We start from the raw sequence: 19,634 nt of genomic DNA on the forward strand, positions 1-19,634 counted from the left end.
CGTGACCACCGTTTTCGGTGGCCAGGCGTCCAAGATCGCTCAGAGGGTGGTCCCGCGTCCAAGATCGCGCCGCGGGGGTGGTCGCGCGTCCAAGATCGCAGGCGCGGGGTGGTCGCGCGTCCAAGATCGCGCGCGCGGGGTGGTCAAGCGTTCAAGATCGCGCGGGGAGGGTGGGAACGCGTTCAAGATCGCTCGACAGGGCGACGGCTCAGGCCAGCCGCTCCCGCTCGGCCCCGACCGTCGTGTCGTCGCCGTGCCCGGTGTGCACGACCGTCTCCTCCGGCAGCGCGAACAGCTTCGCCTTGATCGAGTCGACGATCAGGTCCGCGTCGGAGTACGACCGCCCGGTTGCCCCCGGCCCGCCCTGGAACAGCGTGTCCCCGGTGAACACGGCGCCGAGCTCGGACGAGTAGAGGCAGACCGCCCCCGGCGCGTGCCCCGGCGTGTGCAGCACGGTCAGCGTGGTACCGCCGACCGCGATCTCCGCGCCGTCGGTGAGGTCGGCGTCCCACACCTCGTCGGTACCGTGGGTCAGCTCCCACAACGGCCGGTCGCCGGGGTGCAGGAAGATCGGCGCCCCGGTCCGTTCCCGCAGGGCCGGCGCGACCCGCACGTGGTCGTCGTGGGCGTGCGTGCAGACGATCGCGACGACCTTGCGCCCGCCGACGACGGCGAGGATGGCGTCGACGTCGTGCGGGGCGTCGATGACCACGCAGTCGTTGTCGTCGCCGACCACCCAGATGTTGTTGTCGACGTCGTACGTCTGCCCGTCCAGGCTGAACGTCCCCGCCACGACCCCGTGGTCGACCCGGGCCGTCACAGGACCACGACCGAACGCAGCACCGGCGCCTCGCCCGCGGCCGCGGGACCGTGCATCTTCGCGAACGCCGCCTCGACGTCCTCGATGCCGACCTCCTCGGTCACGAACGCGTCGAGGTCGAGCCGGCCCTGACGGTAGAGGTCGACCAGCATCGGGAAGTCCCGGGACGGCAGGCAGTCGCCGTACCAGCTGGACTTTAGCGCGCCGCCGCGCCCGAACACGTCGATGAGCGGCAGGTCCGGCACCTTCATGTCGGGCGTCGGCACGCCCACGAGCACCAGCACGCCGGCCAGGTCACGGGCGTAGAACGCCTGCTTCCACGTCTCCGGCCGGCCCACCGCCTCGATCACCACGTCAGCGCCGTCGGCGCCCGGATAGACCGAGGCGGCGATTTTCTTGGTCTCCTCGACCGGGTCGGTCTTGGACGAGTCCACGACGTGGGTGGCGCCCAGTTTGCGGGCCGCCTCCAGCTTGGCCGGGTCGATGTCCACCGCGATGATCGGGGAGGCGCCGGCGAGGGCCGCGCCCGCGACCGCCGCGACGCCCACGCCACCGCAGCCGATGACCGCGACCGACTTGCCGCGCGTCACGCCACCGGTGTTGATGGCCGCGCCGATGCCGGCCATCACGCCGCAGCCGAGCAGACCCACCGCCGCGGGCCTGGCGGAAGGGTCGACCTTCGTGCACTGACCGGCCGCCACGAGGGTCTTCTCCGCGAACGCGCCGATGCCCAGCGCCGGCGACAGCTCGGTGCCGTCCTCCAGGGTCATCTTCTGCGTGGCGTTGTGCGTGTTGAAGCAGTAGTGCAGGTCGCCGCGCTTGCAGGCCCGGCACTCGCCACAGACGGCCCGCCAGTTCAGCACCACGAAGTCGCCGGGCGCGACACCCGTGACACCGTCGCCGACCGCCTCGACGATCCCGGCCGCCTCGTGGCCGAGCAGGAACGGGAACTCGTCGTTGATGCCGCCCTCGCGGTAGTGCAGGTCGGTGTGGCACACCCCGCAGGACTGGATCTTCACGACGGCCTCGCCGGGACCGGGATCGGGAACGTTGATCGTCACGAGCTCCACCGGCGCGCCCTTGGCCCGTGCGATGACCGCTTTCACCTGCTGCATGTGTGCGAGGTTCCCTTCTTCCATCGGTGTGACAAAGCCTGCCACATCGTGAACGCCACCCCACCGCCCCTATCAAGATCAAATTCATGTCGCAGCGGGGTGGGTGGCCCCGGCCGCAGCTCCCGCCGAGGTGCCCGCCACCGCTCGCCGGCCGCTGGCGCGTCCGGACCGCGAGCCGGGCGCCGGGCCACCTGAGTGAGTGGTCGCGCCCTCCTCCTGTCAGTCCCCGCCCACTACACCCCGCCGAGGCGAACACCTCCGGCCGTCCCGTCGCCGCCACCCGGCCCGTCGCCGCCACCCGGCCCGTCGCCACCACCGGGCCCGTCGCCGCCAACCGTCCCGTCGCCACCACCCGGCCCGGCGGCGGCACCCCGGCTCATGGAAGACGGCGCGCCGTGGGTTCTCGTCGCGGCGGCCTGAGGAGGGCGGCGTGAGGAGGCGGGCGCGGGGAGGGCGGCGCGGGGAGGGTGGCGCGGTGAGGGTGGCGCGGGGGAGGTGGCGCGGTGAGGGTGGCGCGGGGAGGTGGCGCGGTGAGGGTGGCGCGGGGGAGGTGGCGCGGGGGAGGTGGCGCGGTGAGGGTGGCGCGGGGAAGGTCAGGTGTCGTGGATCCAGGTGTCGATCAGGGACTCGTGGGCTTCGAGGCGCTGCTGGGTCCGCTGCGGGTGGAGGGCCGCCATGGCGTCGAGGAGGGTGATGGAGAGGACCACGGCTGCGGCGTGCGAGTCGAAGACCAGGCCGGAGGCGACCGGGGTGACGAGGAGGATGCCGGCTTCAGCGGCGAAGGGGGCCAGGGCGCTGTCGGCGATCACCACCGTGGCGAGGCCGAGCCTGCGGGACAGGCGGATCGCCGTGACGGTGGCGGCGGGGTAGCGGGGCATCGCGAAGATCAGCACCGCCCGGGCTCCCTGCTGGTGCCACTGGAGGACGGAGTCGGCCACCGTCGCGGCGTCGGTGCAGGTGACGACCGCCGGCAGGATGCGCCGGGCGAAATATCCGAAATAGTCGGCGAGAGCGGCGGAGGCCCGCAGGCCGATCACGCCGAGCGGCGACGACCCGGCCAGCAGGCGCACCGCCGCCGCCATCCGGTCGCCGGTGACCTCGCGGCGGAGGCTGCCGAGGTTGGCGCACTCCTGCTCGATGGCCGCGATACCGGGGTGAAGCCGATCCGGGTGGTGATCGGGTGCGGACCTCGGCGACGGCACGCCGGCCAGGACCGCCTCCCTCAGCGCCGACCGGAACTCCGGGAAACCGGCGAAGCCGAGCGCCGTCGCCAGCCGGGTGACGGACGGCTGGCTGACCCCGGCCTGCTCGGCGATCTCGATGGTGGAGAGGAACGCCACCTCGGGGAACATCCCGATCATCCGCTGCACGATCTGCCGCTGGGTGGGGGAGAGGCGATGCTGCCGCGCCAGGTTCACGAGCCAGTCCTCGGGCGCCATGGCTGAATATCCTAAAACACAAATCCGATAGGGTGCATGTGTTGATTCAGCGAGCCCTTTCACGAAGCGACGGGGAGGCCGCCGGTGGCCGAGATCTGGATGCGGTTCCTGAACGGCGCCGACATCGACGGGCTGGAGATCACGAACGCCGAGGTGATCGCCGCTGTCGAGTCCGTCGTGGACGCGCACGGCCGCGGGCTCACCGTCTTCGAGCCGCGCACCCACCTCGTCCCGGACAACGGTGGCGCCGGGCACTTCAACATCCTGCGCGGGCACGTCTCCACGCTCGGCGAGCGGGGTCTGAGCGGCGTCAAGGTGGTCGGTGACTTCGTGCCGAACTACCGGCACGGCCTGCCCAGCGAGCTCGCCATGCTGACGCTGCTCGACCCGCACACCGGCGTGCCCAAGGCGATCATGGACGCCACGCTGATCACCGAGGTACGGACCGGCGCGATGACCGCGGTCGGCGCGAAGTACCTGGCCCGCCCGGACTCGAAGATCCTCGGGCACGTCGGGGCGCGCGGCACCGCGTTCGCCAACGTCACCATGCTGGACGGCCTGTTCCCGCTCGAGGAGATCCGGGTGACGAGCCGGCGCCCGGAGTCGCGGGAGGCCTTCGCGGCGCGCCTGCGCGAGGTCACGTCCACCCCGGTGCGGGTGGTCGCCACCACCGACGAGGTCTACGACGGCGCGGACATCCTGGTGGAGGCGTCCCGGCTGGAGAAACCGGCGCCGCTGCTGCGCACCGCCGCGGTCCGGCCCGGCGCGTTCGTGGTCCCGTACGGCACCGTGAGCGCCGTGGAGCTCGACCTCCTCGACGTCATGGACAAGGTGGTCGTGGACGACTGGCGGGAGTCGCGGTCCGGGCGGTTCGGCGCGCTGCGGGCGCACGTGGACACCGGCCGGCTCACCGAGGAGACGCTGCACGCCCAGCTCGGCGAGATCGTCAGCGGCCGGAAGCCGGGCCGGGAGAGCGCCGCCGAGCGGATCCTCTTCTGGCACCGTGGCCTGTCGATCCTGGACGTGGCGCTCGGCCACCTGATCCTGACCCGCGCCGAGGCGGCCGGCGCCGGCACGATGCTGCGCTACCGATGAAGATCACCCGCCCCGACGCCGCGCTGCCGATGACGGTCACCCGCCCCGATGCCGCGCTGCCGATGACGGTCACCCACCCCGATGCCGCGCTGCCGATGACGGTCACCCGGCCCGACGACCTCACCCCCGCCGTGCTGGCCCGGGTGGCGCGCGGGACGGTCCGGCTCGCGCTCTCGGACGACCTTCTGGCGGGGGTACGGGAAACCCGTGCCCTGGTGACGGCCGCCCTCGCCGGGGACCGGCCGGTCTACGGCGTCAACACCGGGATGGGCGCGCTCGCCGGCGTCCGGCTCGACGCCGCGGCGCAGGAACGCCACCAGAACACGCTGATGGCCGGGCGCTCGGTGGGCTCGGCCCCGTGGCTGGACGCGACGGCGGCGCGGGCGCTCCTCGCCGTACGCCTGCGGACCCTGCTGCACCCGGCCGCCGGCGCCTCGCCGGAGCTCTGCCGGCACCTGGCCGCGCTGCTCGGCGCGGGCGTGACCCCGGCGATCCCGGCGCGCGGCTCCGGGGCGGCCGGCGAGATCATCCCGCTCGCGCACGCCGGGGCCGCGCTGATCGGCATCGGTCAGGTGCTCGACGCGGACGGTCGTGCCACCGACGCCGGGCCGGCCCTCGATGCCGCCGGGCTGCGACCGTATTCGTTCGGTCCGAAGGAGGGCGTCGCGTTCCTCGAGGGCGTTCCCGGGCTGACCGGGCTCGCGATCCTCGCCGCGGAGGACGCCCGGACGCTGATCGCGCGGGTCACCGCCGTGGTGGCGGCCGAGCACGCGGTGGCCCGGGCGACCCCGGACCCGTGGCACCCGGCGTTCGGAGCGGGCGACCCGGAACTCCGTACGATCATGGCGGACCTGGAAGCGGCCCGCGGCGAAGGACCACCGGGGGCGCTGCAGGCGCCCGTCTCGTTCCGGGTGAGCGCGCCCGCCCTGGCCGTCGCGACCCGCGCCGCCGCCGGGCTGGAAGCGGCCGTCGACCGCGCCCTGACCTGCGTGACCGACTCCCCGGCGTTCCTGGACGGCCGGTTCGTCGGCAGCGCCGGCTTCGCCGGAACCGACCTGGTGGCGGCGGCCGGCACCCTCGCGACGGCGCTCGCCCACCTGGCCGAGCTCGGCGCGTCCCGCCTGCACCGCCTGCTGGACCCGCTGGTCACCGGGCTGCCCCGGCAGCTCTCCGACGCGCCGGGGGTGCACGCCGGCATGGTGGCGGTGCACAAGCGGGCGGCCGGTACGGCGCACCGCCTGCGCCGCTTCACCGGCGCCGCCCTGATCGGCCCGATGGAGACGTCGGCGGGTCAGGAGGACGTGCAGAGCTTCGGCTTCGAGGCGGCCGAGTGCCTGGCCGAGACGCTGGACGGCCTCCGCGAGATCGTGGCCTGCGAGCTTCTCGCCGTCCACCAGGCGGCCCTGCTGGGCGGCCCGGCCGTCCCGCCGGAACTGTCCGGCATGACGGAGCGGCTGCCCGCCGCGACCGCGGACCGCCCGTTCGGGCGGGACGTCGAGCGGCTCATCGGGATGCTGGCGGAGCGGTAGAGCCGCGGACCACCAGCTCCGGGCGGAAGATCGGGGACGGCGCGGCGCCGTCCGGCGGCGGGCCGTCGTCGAGCAGGGCGAGCAGCTGGCTCACCGCGGCTTCGACGATCGCGTCCTCGTCCCAGGCCATCGTGGTGAGGCCGGGGCTGACCAGGCCGGCCAGCTGGTGGTCGTCGTAGCCGATCACGGACAGCTCGCCGGGGACCGGCACGCCCGCCTCGCGCGCCGCCCGGTAGGCCGCGAACGCCAGCGAGTCGCTCAGGCAGAAGACCGCTGTGGGACGGTCCGGACCGGACAGCAGATCCGCGAGGACGGCGACGGCCTCGGCCGTGGCGGCGGGCGCCGGGACCATCGCGAGGTCGAGCCCGAGGGCGGCGCTCACCTCGACGGCGAGGACCTCGGCGGGCCGGCCCGGGGTGGACGGCAGGGCCGGCGCGAGCAGGCCGACCCGGCGGTGACCGAGGGAGGCGAGGTGGGCGAGGGCGGTCTGGACGCCGTACCGGTTGTCGAACAGGACACTGCCGGTCCCGGGGCGGTCGGTCAGCGCGTCGCCGATCGCCACCACGGCGACGGCCGGGTCGAGCAGGCGCCAGTACCCGGCCGACGGGTCGACCGGGGAGACCACGGCGCCGTCGACGCGCTGCGCCACGAACTGCTCGACGATGAGGCGCTCCCGGGCCGGGTCGGCGTCCGCGTCGGCGATCATGGCGTACCGGCCGCGGCGGCGCAGCGACTGGGTGACCATCACCGACAGGTCCTGCTGCCACAGGTCGCGCAGCGAGCCGCTCACGCCGACCGCGCCGGTGCGGCCGCTCGCGAGGGCCCGGGCGATCGGGTCGACGGTGTAGCCGAGCTCGTCGGCGAGCTGCCGGACCCGGAGGATCGTGGCGGGGGAGCCGCGGACGCCGCGCAGCGCGTAGGACGTGGCGGCCAGCGAGAGACCCGCGGCGTCGGCCAGGTCCTGCAGGGTACGTCGCCGCGGCATCGACAGAGAGTAACACCGTCCGGGGGCTGGGACGGGGTTGCCGGGACCGAGGGGGAAGCGCTTCACTTGGGGGGTGAGTGAAGCGCTTCCCCCTCGTCTCGCCGACTGCCACCAACACCTGTGGCCGGAGCGCTTCCTGGACGCGCTGCGGAGCCGCGACGCCTACCCCTACCTGCGGGACTGGACGCTTCATCTGGCGGGCGAAGACCCGTACCCGGTGCAGGCGAAGGACCACGACGTGAGCCTGCGGCGCGCCGCGGAGCTCGCGGAGGGCAGGGAGATCGCGGCGGTCTCGCTCTCCAGCCCGCTCGGCATCGAGCACCTGCCGGCCGCCGAGGGCGCCGGGCTGATCGACGTGTGGCACGAGAGCGCCCTGGGGCTGCCGGACCCGTTCCGCGTCTGGGCGGCCGCCTCGGTGACCGATCCCGATCCCGGCGCGCTGTCCACGGTGCTCGGTGAGGAACGCGTCGTCGGGCTGCAACTCCCGGCCACGGCGCTCACCGACCCGGCGGCCATCGAACGCCTCGGGCCGCTGCTCGGCGAGCTGGAACGGGCCGGCAAACCGCTGCTGGTCCACCCCGGACCGGCGCCCGCCTGCCCGCCCGGCCTGCCGTCCTGGTGGCCGGCGCTGGTGCCCTATGTGAGCCAGCTCCACCAGTCGTGGCTGGCCTGGCACGTCTGCGGGCGGGAGCGGCATCCGGCGCTGCGCATCGCGTTCGTCGCCCTCGCCGGTCTCGCGCCGCTGCACCACGAACGCCTCGCGGCCCGCGGCGGCGCGCTCGGCGTCGTCGACCCGAACGTCTTCTACGAGACCAGCTCCTACGGCACCCGCGCCATCGACGCGATGGTCCGGGTCGTCGGCGTCGACGGGATCGTGCACGGATCCGACCGGCCCTACGCGGAGCCGTGCGAGCCGGGGCTGGGCGACGCGTTCACGCACGCCGTGTTCACCGCGAACCCGCACCGCCTGCTGACCGGGGAGCCGCGATGACGCCCGGCCTGCCCGCCCTGCCAGGCCGGGCGCTGACCCCGCAGGAGCTGCGGAGCTGGGTCGCCGAGCTGGCCGCCCGCCCGGAGCTGTGGGAATCGCTGGTCCGGCACGACACCGGGAAGCGGCACTTCGCGTCCCTCTACCGCGACGGCGACATCGACGTCTGGGTGCTGTGCTGGAACGTCGAGGACGACACCGGCTGGCACGACCACGACATCTCGTCCGGCGCGGTCGCGGTCACCCGCGGCGCCGTGTCCGAGTCGAACCCGCGGATGGGCGGCGAGCCGGTCACCCGCGTCGTGCCGGCCGGCCGGGCGTTCGCCTTCGGCCCCGACCACATCCACCGGATGGCGGGCGCGGTCGACGGCTCGGTGTCGATCCACGCCTACTCGCCGCCGCTGTGGCGGATGGGCCAGTACTCGATAAGCCCCTCCGGGGTGCTGCGCCGGCACGCCGTCAGTTACGCCGACGAGCTGCGCCCGCTGGACGCCCCGGTCCCCTGACCCCGCGTCGACTGATCGCGTGTTGAGTTGAGGCGCGCATCGGACCCGAACTCAACACGCGGCGGTGATGTGGTGATCGCGTGTTGAGTTGGGGTGCGGATTGAACCTGAAGTCGACACGCGGCGGTGGTTTGGTGGTTGCGTGGTGAGTTGAGGCGAGGATCGGACCTGAAGTCGACACGCGGAGGCCGGCGAGGGCGGGCGTTCCCGCGTACCCGGGAAGGAGCGCAAGCGGAACGCCTGGCCGGACCACCCTAGAGCTCGCCCAGCAGGGGCAGCAGGGCCGCCGCCCGCTCCAGACTCGGCCCGAGCGGGCGGTCGTCCTCGTCGGCGGCGAGGGACTTGTCGGCCAGCTCGAACGCCTCGTGGGCGAGCCCGGCCGGCAACCGGCCCGGCGCCATCCGCAGCGCCCGGACGGCGGCGACCAGTTCGGCCGCGAGCATCATCGGGGCGAGCGCGGTCATGGTGCGCAGGGAGCGGGCGCCCTGTGTCGCGAAGCTGGCGTGCTCCTCCAGGCCCAGCGAGATGGAGAGTGTGCCGGCCGCGGTGGGCTGCATGCCGACGCGGATCTGGGTGAGCAGGTCCTGCACCACGTATTCGCTGATCATGAGGCCCGAGCTGCCCGGCGGACCGGCCGCCAGGAATGCCCGCAAACCCGTCAGATCCGGGCGCATGAGCAGGCCGAGCCTCGCCGAGGAAAGAGATAGAACCGGTAGGAAAGCGCTACGCATGGCGTCCAGGGCGGTGGCTAGGGTTGCGGTGTGAAACTGCCCGTGATGCAGGACGCCGTCGTCGGTGACCAGCGGATTCTCGACGGCCGCGTTGAGTTCGGCGGTGAGCACGCCGCCGAGTTCCCGGGCCGCGTGCACCGCCGGCGCTGTGACCTGCGGCACGACGCGGAGGCCGAAGGGGTCCTGGATGCGCGCGGCCGGCCCGCACCCGGAGACCAGGGCGTGCAGCGTCGCGGCGACCCGGGCCTGCTGGGGGTGCGCCCGCGCCTCGTGCACGGCGGGGTCGTAGGCCTCCGGGTTGCCGCGCAGCGCCAGGAAGGAGAGCGCCGCCACCACGATCGAGGCGCGCAGCTGGCTCTGCACGGAGGCGAGGGCGAGCGCCGCGGTCGCCACGGTGAGCGCGCTGGAGCTGATCATCGGGAGGGCGTCGGTCGCGTCGATCGTGGTGATCGGCCCGGCGCCGTGCCGCCAGGGGCGCTCCCCGGCCAGGGTGAGGCCCAGTTCGGCCAGCGCCGAGAGGTCCGCCGTGCCGATGGCGCCCCACGGGTGCAGGGCCGGGACGGCGCCCTGGTGCAGGGCCGCCGCAAGAGCTTCGGCGACGCGCCGGGAGATGCCCGAGCCCCCGGCCAGGATCTGATTGAGGCGTACGGTCATGGCGGCCCGCGCCGTGACGTCGTCCTCCTCCGGGCCGACGCCCGCGCAGTGGCTACGCAACAGGCGCAGCGCGTGCTCGGAGGGCTCGCCCGCGGCCTCGTGCCGGTTCGCGCCCACCCCGGTGTTCGCGCCGTAGACGGCGCCGTGCGAGAGGGCGGCCTGGAGGATGGCGTGCCGGGTCTCCACCCGGGTCAGCGCGGCGGGGTCGACGGTGACGTCGGCGGCGCCGGTGGCGATCGCCACCAGACCTTCGACGGAGAGCGAGTGTCCATCGAGTGGGCCAAAGCCCTGCATAGCGGCCCCCAACACACGCCGGTTGACATCCTATTCACTACACCGCAAGTATGAATAGCAGTATTCAGAAGCTACCGCCAGGAGCAGCATGATCACATTCGATGACGTCGTGAAGGTCTACCCCGGCGGCAGCACGGCAGTCGACCACCTCTCCGTCGAACTGCCCACCGGGAAACTGACCGCCCTGGTCGGGCCGTCCGGCTGCGGGAAGACCACGTCGCTTCGCATGATCAACCGGATGGTCACGCCGACCTCCGGACGGGTGCTCATCGACGGGCAGGACGTCGCGGCGCAGGACGAGGCGACCCTGCGGCGCGGCATCGGATACGTCATCCAGAGCGCGGGCCTGTTCCCGCACCGGACCGTGCTCGACAACGTCGCCACCGTGCCGGTGCTGCTCGGCAAGACCCGCCGGGAGGCCCGCACCGCGGCCCTGGATCTGCTCGACCGGGTCGGGCTCGCCCCCGAGTTCGCGAAGCGCTACCCGGCCCAGCTCTCCGGCGGCCAGCAGCAGCGCGTCGGCGTGGCCCGGGCGCTCGCGGCCGACCCGCCGGTCATGCTGATGGACGAGCCGTTCAGCGCGGTCGACCCGGTGGTGCGCGGCCAGTTGCACGCCGAGTTCCTCCGCCTCCAGCAGGACCTCGGCAAGACCATCGCGCTGGTGACGCACGACATCGACGAGGCGATCAAGCTGGGCGACCGGGTCGCGGTGTTCCGGCAGGGCGGCGTGCTGGCCCAGTTCGGGGCGCCGCAGGAGCTGCTGGAGAAGCCGGCCGACGACTTCGTGGCCGAGTTCGTCGGCCGCGACCGGGGTCTGCGCAGCCTGTCCTTCGACTCGGCGGCCGCGTTGCCGGTGCGGCCGATCGAGGAGGCGCCCGGCCTCGAGCTCGACGACGCGGGCCGGCCGGTGCGCTGGCGTGACGCCGGCGACCTCGGCGGGGTCTTCCGGGTCACCGACTCGCTGCGGGTCGTCACCGACCTGGCGATCAGCTCGCCGGTCGGGATCGCGGTCCGGGTCGACGAGTCGGGGAAGGCGGACGGCGTGGTCCTGCACCACGACCTCGTGGATCACCTGATGGAGCGCCGGCGTTGATCCAGTACCTGGAGAACAACTACGAGACCGTCCTGACGGCCCTGCAGCAGCACGTCTGGCTCGCGCTGCTGCCGGTCCTGCTCGGCTTCGTGATCGCCCTGCCGATCGGGTACCTCGGCGTGCGCTTCACCTGGCTCTACCACCCGCTCGTGAACACCTGCGGCGTGCTCTACTCGATCCCGTCGCTGGCCCTGTTCGTGTTCCTGCCGGTGCTGCTCGGCACGAAGGTGCTGTCGCCGATCAACATCGTGGTGGCGCTGACCATCTACACCGTGGCGCTGCTCGCCCGTACCGTGGCCGACGGCCTCAGATCCGTCGACCCGACCATCACCCAGGCCGCGACCGCGATGGGGTACCGCCGGGTGCGCCGCCTCCTCGACGTCGAGCTGCCGGTGGCGCTGCCGGTGATCCTGGCCGGCCTGCGGGTCGCCACGGTCGCCAACATCAGCCTCGTCAGCGTCGGCGCCCTGATCGGCGTGGGCGGCCTCGGCCAGCTCTTCACCCGCGGGTTCCAGCTGTTCTACCTGGAGCCGATCCTGGTCGGGATCATCCTGTCGGTGCTGCTGGCCGGCCTCGCCGACCTGGTCATCGTGCTGATCCAGCGGGCGGTCACCCCGTGGGCCCGGTTCCAGCGGGGAGGCGCGGCGTGAACCTCACCTACCTGCTCGACCCGGAGCACTGGCAGTTCAGCACCCCCGGCGGCTTCCCGCAGCTGATCATCTCGCACCTGGGCTACTCGGCCCTCGCCCTGCTGTTCGGCGTGATCATCGCGCTGCCGGTCGGGCTGTACATCGGGCACACCGGCCGCGGCTCGTTCCTCGCGATCAACGCGGGCAACGCGGGCCGCTCGCTGCCCACCCTGGGCCTGCTGATGCTCATGGTCACGCTGCTCGGCCTGGGCCTGCTCCCGGTGCTGATCGCGCTGACCGTGCTGGTCATCCCGCCGATCCTGACCTCCACCTACGCCGGGATGCGCGCCGTCGACCACGGTGTCGTGGACGCCGCCCGGGGGATGGGCATGCGCCCGCTGCAGGTGCTGTTCCGGGTCGAGTTCCCGATGGCCCTCCCGGTCATCATGGGCGGGTTCCGCAGCGCGGCCCTCCAGGTGATCGCCACCGCCACGGTGGCCGCGTCGGTCGGCCTCGGCGGGCTCGGCCGGCTGCTCATCGACGGGCTCGCCGTCAACGACTACTCCCGTGTCCTGGCCGGCGCCATCGTCGTCGCCGTGCTGGCCGTCGTGCTCGACCTCGTGCTGGCGCTCGTGCAGCGCTCGGTCGTCTCACCCGGCCTGTCCGGCAGAACGCAGAAGAGCACCACCTGACCCTCGAAAGGTACTTCCATGTCTCGCATACGTACGGTCGGGGCCGCCATCACCGGTCTCGCTCTCGCCCTCTCCCTCGCGGCCTGCGGCGCCGACGAGGATCCGCTGGCCGAGGAGACCGGCGGGTCGTCCTCCGGCGGCGCGGTCACCGTCGGCTCGGCGAACTTCGCCGAGAGCGAGCTGCTCGCCGAGATCTACTCGCAGGCCCTCGAGGCCAAGGGTGTCGAGGTCAAGCGCTCGTTCAACATCGGTGCCCGCGAGCTCTACCTCAAGGCGCTCCAGGACGGCTCGATCGACCTGCTCCCCGAATACAACGGCGCCCTGCTCGCGGCGCTCTCCCCGGGCGGCGCGCCGGAGGGCGTCAGCAAGCCCGAGGACGTGCTCGGCGCGCTGAAGAAGGTGCTGCCGGCCGGCACCGAGGTGCTGGAGCAGTCCAGCGCCGAGGACAAGGACACGCTGACGGTCACCAAGGAGACCGCCGCGAAGCACAACCTCAAGACCATCGACGACCTCAAGCCGGTGGCGGGCCAGCTCACCATCGGCGCCGGCCCCGAGTGGGGCGAGCGCTACCAGGGTCTCAAGGGCCTCAAGGAGCTCTACGGCGTCGAGTTCAAGGAGTTCAAGCCGCTCGACGCCGGCGGTCCGCTGACCGTCAACGCGCTCAAGGACGGCAAGATCGACGTCGGCAACATCTTCTCCACCGACTCGTCGATCACGACGAACGGCTTCGTGGTCCTGGAGGACCCGCGGAACCTCTACCTCGCCGAGAACATCCTGCCGCTGATCCGCACCGAGGCGAACAACGACACCGTGTCGGGCGCCCTCAACGCGGTCTCGGCGAAGCTCACCACCGAGAACCTGACCGCCTACCTCGCCAAGGTCCAGGTGGACAAGCAGGACACCGCCACCGTCGCGAAGGCGTTCCTCACCGAGAACGGCCTGGTCTGACCTGATGGACGGAGGCCGGCCGCCTATCGGCGGCCGGCCTTCTTCAACGTCCGCTTCAGTCGCGTGGCGGCCCGGAGCTTCAGCAGCTCCAGGGCGCGGATGCCGTCGGCGTTCGGCACCCGGGTCAGCTCGTCGGCGTGTTCCAGCATGCCGACGATCGTCTCGATCGCGGTCTCCAGGACCCGGGACTCGTCGAGGTCGTCCGGGCTCGACGACTCCTTCATGTTCACCGGCCGTAGCTCGTCGAGGTCGCCGACGATCTGGCACGGGTAGTCCCGCAGCTCCTTGATCTGCTGCTCGGCCAGGTCGGCCACCCACCCGGCGCGGTCCAGCCCGACGCCGAACCGCACGTCGTTGCGCCCGTTCTTGAGCACCGCGTTGACCAGGTGCCGCTGCACCACGAGCTGGTACGGCGTCCGGTGCGGGAACTTCTCGCCGAGCGCGCCGTTGACCCGGCGCAGCACCTCGATCTCGGCGGCGCCGAGCGACGGGTTCGCGGTCGGGTCCTCGAGGTCGCAGAGCCCGTCCGGGATTCCCACGATGCCGGCGAACCGCTTCCAGAGCGTGTCGTGCGGCGTGCCGGGCGGCGGGACCGTGACGAGGTGCCGCTGCGCGGCGGGGACCAGGTCGCCCCACTTCTTCAGCATCCGGTTCGGGGTGTGCATCTCCCAGAACGTCGGGAACCGGCCCTCCTCGACGGCGGTCAGGAACTCGGTGAACGTCCACGTGTTGCGCGCCCGGATGCTCTGCTGCCACATCGACGGGAACGTGCGCCACAGGTCCCGGCCGGTCACGATGACGTGCACCTCGGCCGGGGCGAACGCCGCGACACCGCGGGCCGCCTGCTCCGGGGTGGCCCCGCCGAGCGCCTCGTTGCTGACGATCACGTCGCCGTGCCAGCCGGCGGCCTCGTCGGCGAGCCGCTGCCAGGTCCACGAGGCCCGTGGATCACGCCACTCGACCTCGCGCAGATCGGTCATCGCCTGATCCTGGGCCCAGTTTCCGCCGGGGAGGAGAATGCCCGCGCCCCGCAATGCGCCCTGATTGTTCCAGAGCACGTTCTGGACGTAGGTGCTGCCCGTCTTCGGGGCGCCGACGTGCAGGAACACGCGCCGGGCCATGTTTCCTCCCCTGTTGCTGATCTACCGGAGGAAAAGTGTTACATGGGTAAACGGAATCGTTTACCCAATAACGTCGGTCCATTGCGTGAACGAGGGACGACCGTCAGGCCTGCTTCGTCTCCCAGAAAATCTTGGAGATCTCCTCGATCTTCTCGAGGAGCCGGCCGGCCACCTCCGGGTCGGCCGAGCCCTTCGCGCCGCTCGCCCCGGCCAGCTTCGTGGCCTCGTTGAACAGCGTGTGCAGCTGCGGGTACTTCGCGAAGTGCGGCGCCTTGAAGTAGTCGGTCCAGAGCACCCACAGGTGGTGCTTCACGAGCTCGGCCCGCTGCTCCTTGATGATCAGCGCCCGGGTCCGGAACTCCGGGTCGCTGCTGGCCTGGTACTTCTCGGCGATCGCCTTCACCGACTCGGCCTCGATCCGGGCCTGGGCCGGGTCGTAGACGCCGCAGGGCAGGTCGCAGTGGGCGCTCACCGTGGTGCGCGGGGTGAGGAAACGGGGGAGACGCATCAGAGAGGTCCTTCGTGTGTGATGAATTGCCGGTCGTGGTGGACGAGCCGCCCGCTGCCGGCGCCGAGGACCACCTCGAGCACCGCGGCGACCACGACGGTGGAGTCGCCGACCGGGATCCGGTGCAGGGGCGCGCCGCGCAGCGCCGCGAGGGCGCCGGGCAGGATCGGCTCGCCGGTGGGCAGCGTGTCCCAGCCCTGTTCGGCGGTGAAGCGGGGCCGGCCGGTCCGGGCGAAGTCGTGCGCCAGCGCGGCGTGGCCGGGCCCGAGCAGGTTCACGGCGAAGCTGGGCGCCTCGACGATCGCCCGAGCCGACCGGGAGCCCATCACCGAGAACGACAGCGCGGGCGGCGCCAGTGACACCGACGCGACGCTCGAGGCGGTCAGCCCGACCGGTCCGTCCGGGCCGACCGCGGTGATCACCGCGACCCCGGTCGGGTAGCGGCGGAAGGCCGCCTTGAAGAGATCGGTCACGTCGGTCCGGAGCACGGGAGAACGTTAAAACCTCAAGTTCGGTTGAGGTCAAGTCGAGTTCCCGCCTAGTCTACTGAGGAGCTCCCTTGACGTTCCCTGGATGATCCATCTCGGTACACTCCCCGCGGTGAAGGGGGAGAGCGTCACATGAGCATGCCGCTACGGCCCGGGGATCTGACCCGGCTCGGCCGGTACGACATCGTCGGCCGGCTCGGCGAGGGCGGCATGGGTTCCGTCTTCCTCGGGCGCGACCCGGCCGGACGCCCGGTGGCGATCAAGACGGTCCGCCCGGAGTACGTCGCGGACACCGAGTTCCGGGGCCGCTTCCGCAGTGAGGTGAACCGCGCCCAGCAGGTGCCGCCGTTCTCCACGGCCGAGGTGCTCGACGCCGACCCCGATCACGAGCCGCCGTACCTGGTCGTCGAGTTCGTGGACGGGCTCAGCCTGGCCGCCGAGATCCGGGACAAGGGCCCGCTGACCGGGTCGGCGCTGCACAGTGTCGCCGTCGGGGTGGCCACGGCGCTCACCGCTATCCACGGCGCCGGCGTGATCCACCGCGATCTGAAGCCGGGCAACGTGCTCTTCGCCCGCGGCGGCATCAAGGTGATCGATTTCGGCATCGCCCGCGCCTTCGAGGCGACGAGCCAGCACACCCGGACCGATCAGATGGTCGGCACGGTCGCGTACATGGCGCCGGAACGCTTCGACCCGGTGGACGGCCGCCCGGTCACGCCTGCCGCGGACATCTTCGCCTGGGGTGCCGTGGTCGTCTACGCGGCGACCGGCCGGACTCCGTTCGCCGCGGAGTCGGCGGCCGCCACCGCGATGCGCATCCTCACCCAGCCGCCGGATCTCACCGGCGTCCCGTCCTCGCTGGTCGCCGTGGTGGAGCGGGCGCTCGCCAAGGATCCGGTGGAGCGTCCGACGGCCCGCGAGCTGCTCGATCTGCTGCTCGCTTCCTCCGCTTCCTCCGCTGCCTCTGCTTCTGTGGCGATCGCCCCGTCGCCCGCCCCGCCGGTTCCGGCCCATCAAGATCATTCAGATCAACCGCTTTCCGTACGATCGAAGCACCGGCCGTGGCTGGTGGTCTCCGCCGGGCTCGCGGTGCTGGCCGCCGCCGGCGTCGGCGCGGCGGTGCGCTACCTGCCGGACGGTTCCGCGGACACCGGGGCCGGTTCCGGCGTCGCCGCCTCCGCTCCCGCGTCACCGGGTGCCGGCCCGTCCGGGGCGCCCGCCGCCGCGGAGCCGGTGACGCCGGAGGAGCGCCTCGCGGCGATCCTGCGCGGCAACCGGCAGACGCTGATCCACGTGGCCGAGATCGACCGTGACCTCGCGCTGGAGCAGAACTCGTCCGAGGTCGAGGCGGGCGACGGCACCGGGGCGAAGTCGCTGTTCGCGCTCGAGTCCCTCGGCGTCGACTACATGATCCGATCCCTCTACGATCCGGCCGACACCGACCGCTGCGTCGGCGTGAAGATCCTCCCGGACGTGGGTTCGCAGCTGGTGCCGGCCGTCTGCACGCCGACGAAGGCCACCCTCTTCGAGCTGCTGCCCACCCACCGCACCGACGACCAGGGCCGCCCCACCTACTGGATCTACAACGATTCGTACGGCTACGTGCAGTGGAGCACCGACGACAAGGCCCTCTACGTCCAGGAGGTGGGCGACGCCGAACCGTCCTCGACCTTCAGCTTCGTCGACCGCGGCCCGCTCCCGTCGTAGTCCTCCCTCCTGGCTCTCCTCCTTCCTGGCTCTCCCTCTTCCTGGATCTCACCCTTCCTGGCTCTTCCTCCCTTCTGGCGCGGTCTCTCCCTCCGGGCGATCGTCAGCCGACGTGGACGTGGGGGCGGCGTTTGCGGTCGGGCTCGGCCTGCCGGATGATCTCGCGGGTCACCGGCGCCACCTCGCCCTGCCCGAAGATCAGGTAGCGCGCGAAGTTCGCCACCGGATTCCCCTCGGTCCACTCGAAGTAGATGTGCGGCCGCCGATGCGTGGTGTCCCGCACCCAGAGCAGCAGCGCGGCCAGGGCGCTCGGCACCGACGAGCTCTCCATGGTCAGCACCCGGTACCGCCCGTGCCTCAGCTCGCCCCGCACGTGCGACTCGGTCTCGAAGTCGGACGCGTCGGTCACCGTCACCTCGACGAACAGCACGTCGCGCTGATCGGCCATGTCGTTGTCGGCGATGATCTGGGTCAGCTTCGCCGAGTACTCCCGGGCGTCGCGCTCCTCCGGCTCGTTGGCGACGAGCCGGATCTGCCGGTTGCCGGCCTCGGCGAGAAACTTCTCGGCGACCGGGTCGGCGTCGATCGACGTGACCCGGACCTCGAACGCCCGGAACACCCGGGACAGCAGCGACACCACGATGATCGCCCCGATGAAGCAGGCCGCGATCTTCACGCCGTCCGGCCGTTCGATCACGTTGGTCACCGTGGTGTAGGTGAAGATCGCGGTTATCGCGCCGAATGCCCAGGTACGGGTCCGCTGCCGCCGCCGGTGCGCGGAGAGGGTGACGGCCGTCGCCGCCGAGGTGATCAGCACCAGCACGCCCGTCGCGTACGCCCCGCCCTGCGCGTCCACGTCGGCGTCGAAGATCCACGTGATCAGGAACGCCGCCCCGGTGAACACGAGCACGAGCGGGCGGACGGCACGCGCCCACGACGGCGCCATGCCGAACTTGGGCAGGTACCGCGGCACCAGGTTGAGCAGCCCGGCCATGGCCGACGCGCCGGCGAACCAGAGGATCGCGATCGTGGAGATGTCGTAGACGCTGCCGAACGCGGTGCCGAGGTTCTCGTGGGCCAGGTAGGCCAGCGCCCGCCCGTTCGCCTCCCCGCCCGGCTGGAACTGGTCCGCCGGGATCAGCACGGTCGTCGTGACACTGCTGGTCAGCAGGAACACACTCATGATCACGGCGGCCGTGGTGAGCAGCCGCTTCCCGCCCCGAATGCGCTGCTGGAGATCGCCCTTGATGTGCGGCATGACCGCCACGCCGGTCTCGAAGCCGGAGAGGCCGAGCGCCAGTTTCGGGAAGACCAGCAGCGCGACGCCGACCATGGCGAGCGGGCTGCCGTGCGAGGTGGTCAGCGCGTGCGTCCAGTCGGTCACCGCGTGCGGATGCGTGATCACCTCCCACAGCGCATCCCCGATCACCACGACGTTCAGCCCGAGGTAGACGCCGACCAGCGCCACCGCGATCCCGATCGCCTCGGTGAACCCCTTCAGGAACACCCCACCGAGCAGCGCGATCAACAACAGCGTCACCGGCACATGCTGATCCCGCAGAGCCTCCGGCCAGAACGGATTCTCGTCGATGTGCGCCGTCGCATCCGCCGCCGACAACGTGATCGTGATGATGAAGTCGGTGGCCGCGAACCCGAGCAGCACCAGGACGAAGAGCTTGCCCTTCCAGAACGACAGGAGCCGCACCAGCATGGCGATCGACCCCTCGCCATGAGGACTGTCAGCCGCCACCCGCCGATAGACAGGCAACGCCCCGAGCAACGTCACCAGCACCAGCACCAGAGTGGCCAGCGGCGACAGCACTCCCGCCGCCAGAGCCGCGATGCCAGGCTGATACCCCAGCGTCGAGAAGTAGTCCACCCCGGTCAGGCACATGACCTTCCACCAGCTGTGCGCCTTCTCGCCCTTCTCCTCAGCCTGCTCGTCGAGCCCTTCGAGCATCCACCCGCGCACCGCACTCATGCCGTTCCTTCCCGATCCTCCTAACGATCTTTCATCGCCACACCTCCCGAAGCCCTTCCCGAACCCGTTAATAAAACGTGAAAGTGCATGGCCGGCAGTCGTGCGCTGAGGTGCCGAAGGCCAGCCAGAGCCGGGCCGCGCCGCGCCGGATCGAGGGCCTCGCTGCGTTGGGCAGTCACGCTGGTGCGTGGCTGCGCCGGATCGGCCGCGCTGTGCCGGGTGGCCGCGCCCGGCTGGGTGGCCGCGCCCGGCTGGGTGGCCGCGCCCGGCTGGGTGGCCGCGCCCGGCTGGGTGGCCGCGCCCGGCTGGGTG

Annotated in this window: 18 protein-coding genes; 9 read left to right on the forward strand and 9 right to left on the reverse strand. The window is 72.1% G+C overall.

Annotated elements, in window-relative coordinates; genetic code table 11:
• Positions 1-208: 208 nt before the first annotated feature.
• From AB0G10_RS29505 to AB0G10_RS29515, 3 genes are all read right to left on the reverse strand, one after another.
• On the reverse strand, positions 209-820 hold the full coding sequence (locus tag AB0G10_RS29505) for an MBL fold metallo-hydrolase (protein WP_360928743.1): 612 nt from the start codon (positions 818-820) through the stop codon (positions 209-211).
• Positions 817-1,935 (reverse strand): S-(hydroxymethyl)mycothiol dehydrogenase, encoded by a 1,119-nt coding sequence (locus AB0G10_RS29510; protein ID WP_360928746.1) that lies wholly within the window; start codon positions 1,933-1,935, stop codon positions 817-819. Before AB0G10_RS29510 ends, AB0G10_RS29505 begins: the two co-directional genes overlap by 4 nt.
• 593 nt (positions 1,936-2,528) lie before the next feature.
• Positions 2,529-3,374, reverse strand: a complete 846-nt coding sequence (locus AB0G10_RS29515; RefSeq protein ID WP_360928748.1) for a MurR/RpiR family transcriptional regulator — start codon at positions 3,372-3,374, stop codon at positions 2,529-2,531.
• An 84-nt stretch (positions 3,375-3,458) separates the two neighbouring features.
• Between AB0G10_RS29515 and AB0G10_RS29520 the strand changes: the two genes are divergently transcribed.
• The gene (locus tag AB0G10_RS29520) at positions 3,459-4,469 is read left to right on the forward strand and encodes an ornithine cyclodeaminase family protein (RefSeq protein ID WP_360928751.1); all 1,011 of its coding nucleotides are present in this window, start codon (positions 3,459-3,461) and stop codon (positions 4,467-4,469) included.
• Positions 4,466-5,998: an aromatic amino acid lyase gene (locus tag AB0G10_RS29525; RefSeq protein ID WP_360928754.1), complete on the forward strand. Its 1,533-nt coding sequence runs from the start codon at positions 4,466-4,468 to the stop codon at positions 5,996-5,998. Before AB0G10_RS29520 ends, AB0G10_RS29525 begins: the two co-directional genes overlap by 4 nt.
• On the opposite strand, the gene AB0G10_RS29530 is transcribed toward AB0G10_RS29525, so the two are convergent.
• Entirely contained in the window at positions 5,973-6,983 is a 1,011-nt protein-coding gene (locus tag AB0G10_RS29530; protein ID WP_360928757.1) for a LacI family DNA-binding transcriptional regulator, read from the reverse strand. The two genes, AB0G10_RS29525 and AB0G10_RS29530, sit on opposite strands and share 26 nt — an antisense overlap.
• Positions 6,984-7,056: 73 nt before the next feature.
• Between AB0G10_RS29530 and AB0G10_RS29535 the strand changes: the two genes are divergently transcribed.
• Positions 7,057-7,974: an amidohydrolase gene (locus tag AB0G10_RS29535; protein ID WP_360928760.1), complete on the forward strand. Its 918-nt coding sequence runs from the start codon at positions 7,057-7,059 to the stop codon at positions 7,972-7,974.
• Entirely contained in the window at positions 7,971-8,477 is a 507-nt protein-coding gene (locus AB0G10_RS29540) for a cysteine dioxygenase family protein (protein WP_360928763.1), read from the forward strand. The genes AB0G10_RS29535 and AB0G10_RS29540 overlap by 4 nt, the downstream gene beginning before the upstream one ends.
• A gap of 253 nt (positions 8,478-8,730) precedes the next feature.
• On the opposite strand, the gene AB0G10_RS29545 is transcribed toward AB0G10_RS29540, so the two are convergent.
• The gene (locus AB0G10_RS29545) at positions 8,731-10,155 is read right to left on the reverse strand and encodes an aromatic amino acid lyase (protein WP_360928766.1); all 1,425 of its coding nucleotides are present in this window, start codon (positions 10,153-10,155) and stop codon (positions 8,731-8,733) included.
• Between the two features lie 88 nt (positions 10,156-10,243).
• On the opposite strand from AB0G10_RS29545, the gene AB0G10_RS29550 reads away from it, so the two are divergent.
• Genes AB0G10_RS29550 through AB0G10_RS29565 form a run of 4 tightly spaced genes read left to right on the forward strand, consistent with a single transcriptional unit; the run spans position 10,244 to position 13,517 of the window.
• Positions 10,244-11,248, forward strand: a complete 1,005-nt coding sequence (locus tag AB0G10_RS29550; RefSeq protein ID WP_360928769.1) for an ATP-binding cassette domain-containing protein — start codon at positions 10,244-10,246, stop codon at positions 11,246-11,248.
• Complete coding sequence (locus tag AB0G10_RS29555) at positions 11,245-11,898, forward strand: ABC transporter permease (protein WP_360928772.1); 654 nt, start codon at positions 11,245-11,247, stop codon at positions 11,896-11,898. The genes AB0G10_RS29550 and AB0G10_RS29555 overlap by 4 nt, the downstream gene beginning before the upstream one ends.
• Positions 11,895-12,569, forward strand: a complete 675-nt coding sequence (locus tag AB0G10_RS29560; RefSeq protein WP_360928775.1) for an ABC transporter permease subunit — start codon at positions 11,895-11,897, stop codon at positions 12,567-12,569. The genes AB0G10_RS29555 and AB0G10_RS29560 overlap by 4 nt, the downstream gene beginning before the upstream one ends.
• Before the next feature lie 18 nt (positions 12,570-12,587).
• Positions 12,588-13,517, forward strand: a complete 930-nt coding sequence (locus tag AB0G10_RS29565; RefSeq protein WP_360928778.1) for an ABC transporter substrate-binding protein — start codon at positions 12,588-12,590, stop codon at positions 13,515-13,517.
• Between the two features lie 23 nt (positions 13,518-13,540).
• Here the strand turns inward: AB0G10_RS29565 and AB0G10_RS29570 are convergent, their stop codons facing one another.
• From AB0G10_RS29570 to AB0G10_RS29580, 3 genes are all read right to left on the reverse strand, one after another.
• Entirely contained in the window at positions 13,541-14,638 is a 1,098-nt protein-coding gene (locus tag AB0G10_RS29570; protein WP_360928781.1) for a hypothetical protein, read from the reverse strand.
• A gap of 103 nt (positions 14,639-14,741) precedes the next feature.
• Positions 14,742-15,146 (reverse strand): superoxide dismutase, Ni, encoded by a 405-nt coding sequence (sodN, locus tag AB0G10_RS29575; RefSeq protein WP_360928784.1) that lies wholly within the window; start codon positions 15,144-15,146, stop codon positions 14,742-14,744.
• Positions 15,146-15,634, reverse strand: a complete 489-nt coding sequence (locus AB0G10_RS29580) for a flavin reductase family protein (protein WP_360928787.1) — start codon at positions 15,632-15,634, stop codon at positions 15,146-15,148. Before AB0G10_RS29580 ends, sodN begins: the two co-directional genes overlap by 1 nt.
• 132 nt (positions 15,635-15,766) lie before the next feature.
• Here AB0G10_RS29580 and AB0G10_RS29585 point away from each other — a divergent pair, with 132 nt between their 5' ends.
• The gene (locus AB0G10_RS29585) at positions 15,767-17,341 is read left to right on the forward strand and encodes a protein kinase (RefSeq protein WP_360928790.1); all 1,575 of its coding nucleotides are present in this window, start codon (positions 15,767-15,769) and stop codon (positions 17,339-17,341) included.
• 103 nt (positions 17,342-17,444) lie between these two features.
• Here AB0G10_RS29585 and AB0G10_RS29590 read toward each other — a convergent pair whose 3' ends face one another.
• Entirely contained in the window at positions 17,445-19,322 is a 1,878-nt protein-coding gene (locus AB0G10_RS29590; RefSeq protein ID WP_360928792.1) for an amino acid transporter, read from the reverse strand.
• Positions 19,323-19,634 lie beyond the last annotated feature (312 nt).

Origin of the sequence: Actinoplanes sp. NPDC023714 (assembly GCF_040639855.1) — a bacterium.
Classification (GTDB): domain Bacteria; phylum Actinomycetota; class Actinomycetes; order Mycobacteriales; family Micromonosporaceae; genus Actinoplanes.

What these genes read in the sequence shown, in the direction of transcription:
- AB0G10_RS29570 (WP_360928781.1), bottom strand. Translation starts at nt 14,638, where the DNA reads ATGGCCCGGCGCGTGTTCCTGCACGTCGGCGCCCCGAAGACGGGCAGC.
- AB0G10_RS29590 (WP_360928792.1), bottom strand. Translation starts at nt 19,322, where the DNA reads ATGAGTGCGGTGCGCGGGTGGATGCTCGAAGGGCTCGACGAGCAGGCT.
- AB0G10_RS29515 (WP_360928748.1), bottom strand. Translation starts at nt 3,374, where the DNA reads ATGGCGCCCGAGGACTGGCTCGTGAACCTGGCGCGGCAGCATCGCCTC.
- sodN (WP_360928784.1), bottom strand. Translation starts at nt 15,146, where the DNA reads ATGCGTCTCCCCCGTTTCCTCACCCCGCGCACCACGGTGAGCGCCCAC.
- AB0G10_RS29545 (WP_360928766.1), bottom strand. Translation starts at nt 10,155, where the DNA reads ATGCAGGGCTTTGGCCCACTCGATGGACACTCGCTCTCCGTCGAAGGT.
- AB0G10_RS29540 (WP_360928763.1), top strand. Translation starts at nt 7,971, where the DNA reads ATGACGCCCGGCCTGCCCGCCCTGCCAGGCCGGGCGCTGACCCCGCAG.
- AB0G10_RS29525 (WP_360928754.1), top strand. Translation starts at nt 4,466, where the DNA reads ATGAAGATCACCCGCCCCGACGCCGCGCTGCCGATGACGGTCACCCGC.
- AB0G10_RS29510 (WP_360928746.1), bottom strand. Translation starts at nt 1,935, where the DNA reads ATGCAGCAGGTGAAAGCGGTCATCGCACGGGCCAAGGGCGCGCCGGTG.
- AB0G10_RS29550 (WP_360928769.1), top strand. Translation starts at nt 10,244, where the DNA reads ATGATCACATTCGATGACGTCGTGAAGGTCTACCCCGGCGGCAGCACG.
- AB0G10_RS29585 (WP_360928790.1), top strand. Translation starts at nt 15,767, where the DNA reads ATGAGCATGCCGCTACGGCCCGGGGATCTGACCCGGCTCGGCCGGTAC.
- AB0G10_RS29530 (WP_360928757.1), bottom strand. Translation starts at nt 6,983, where the DNA reads ATGCCGCGGCGACGTACCCTGCAGGACCTGGCCGACGCCGCGGGTCTC.
- AB0G10_RS29565 (WP_360928778.1), top strand. Translation starts at nt 12,588, where the DNA reads ATGTCTCGCATACGTACGGTCGGGGCCGCCATCACCGGTCTCGCTCTC.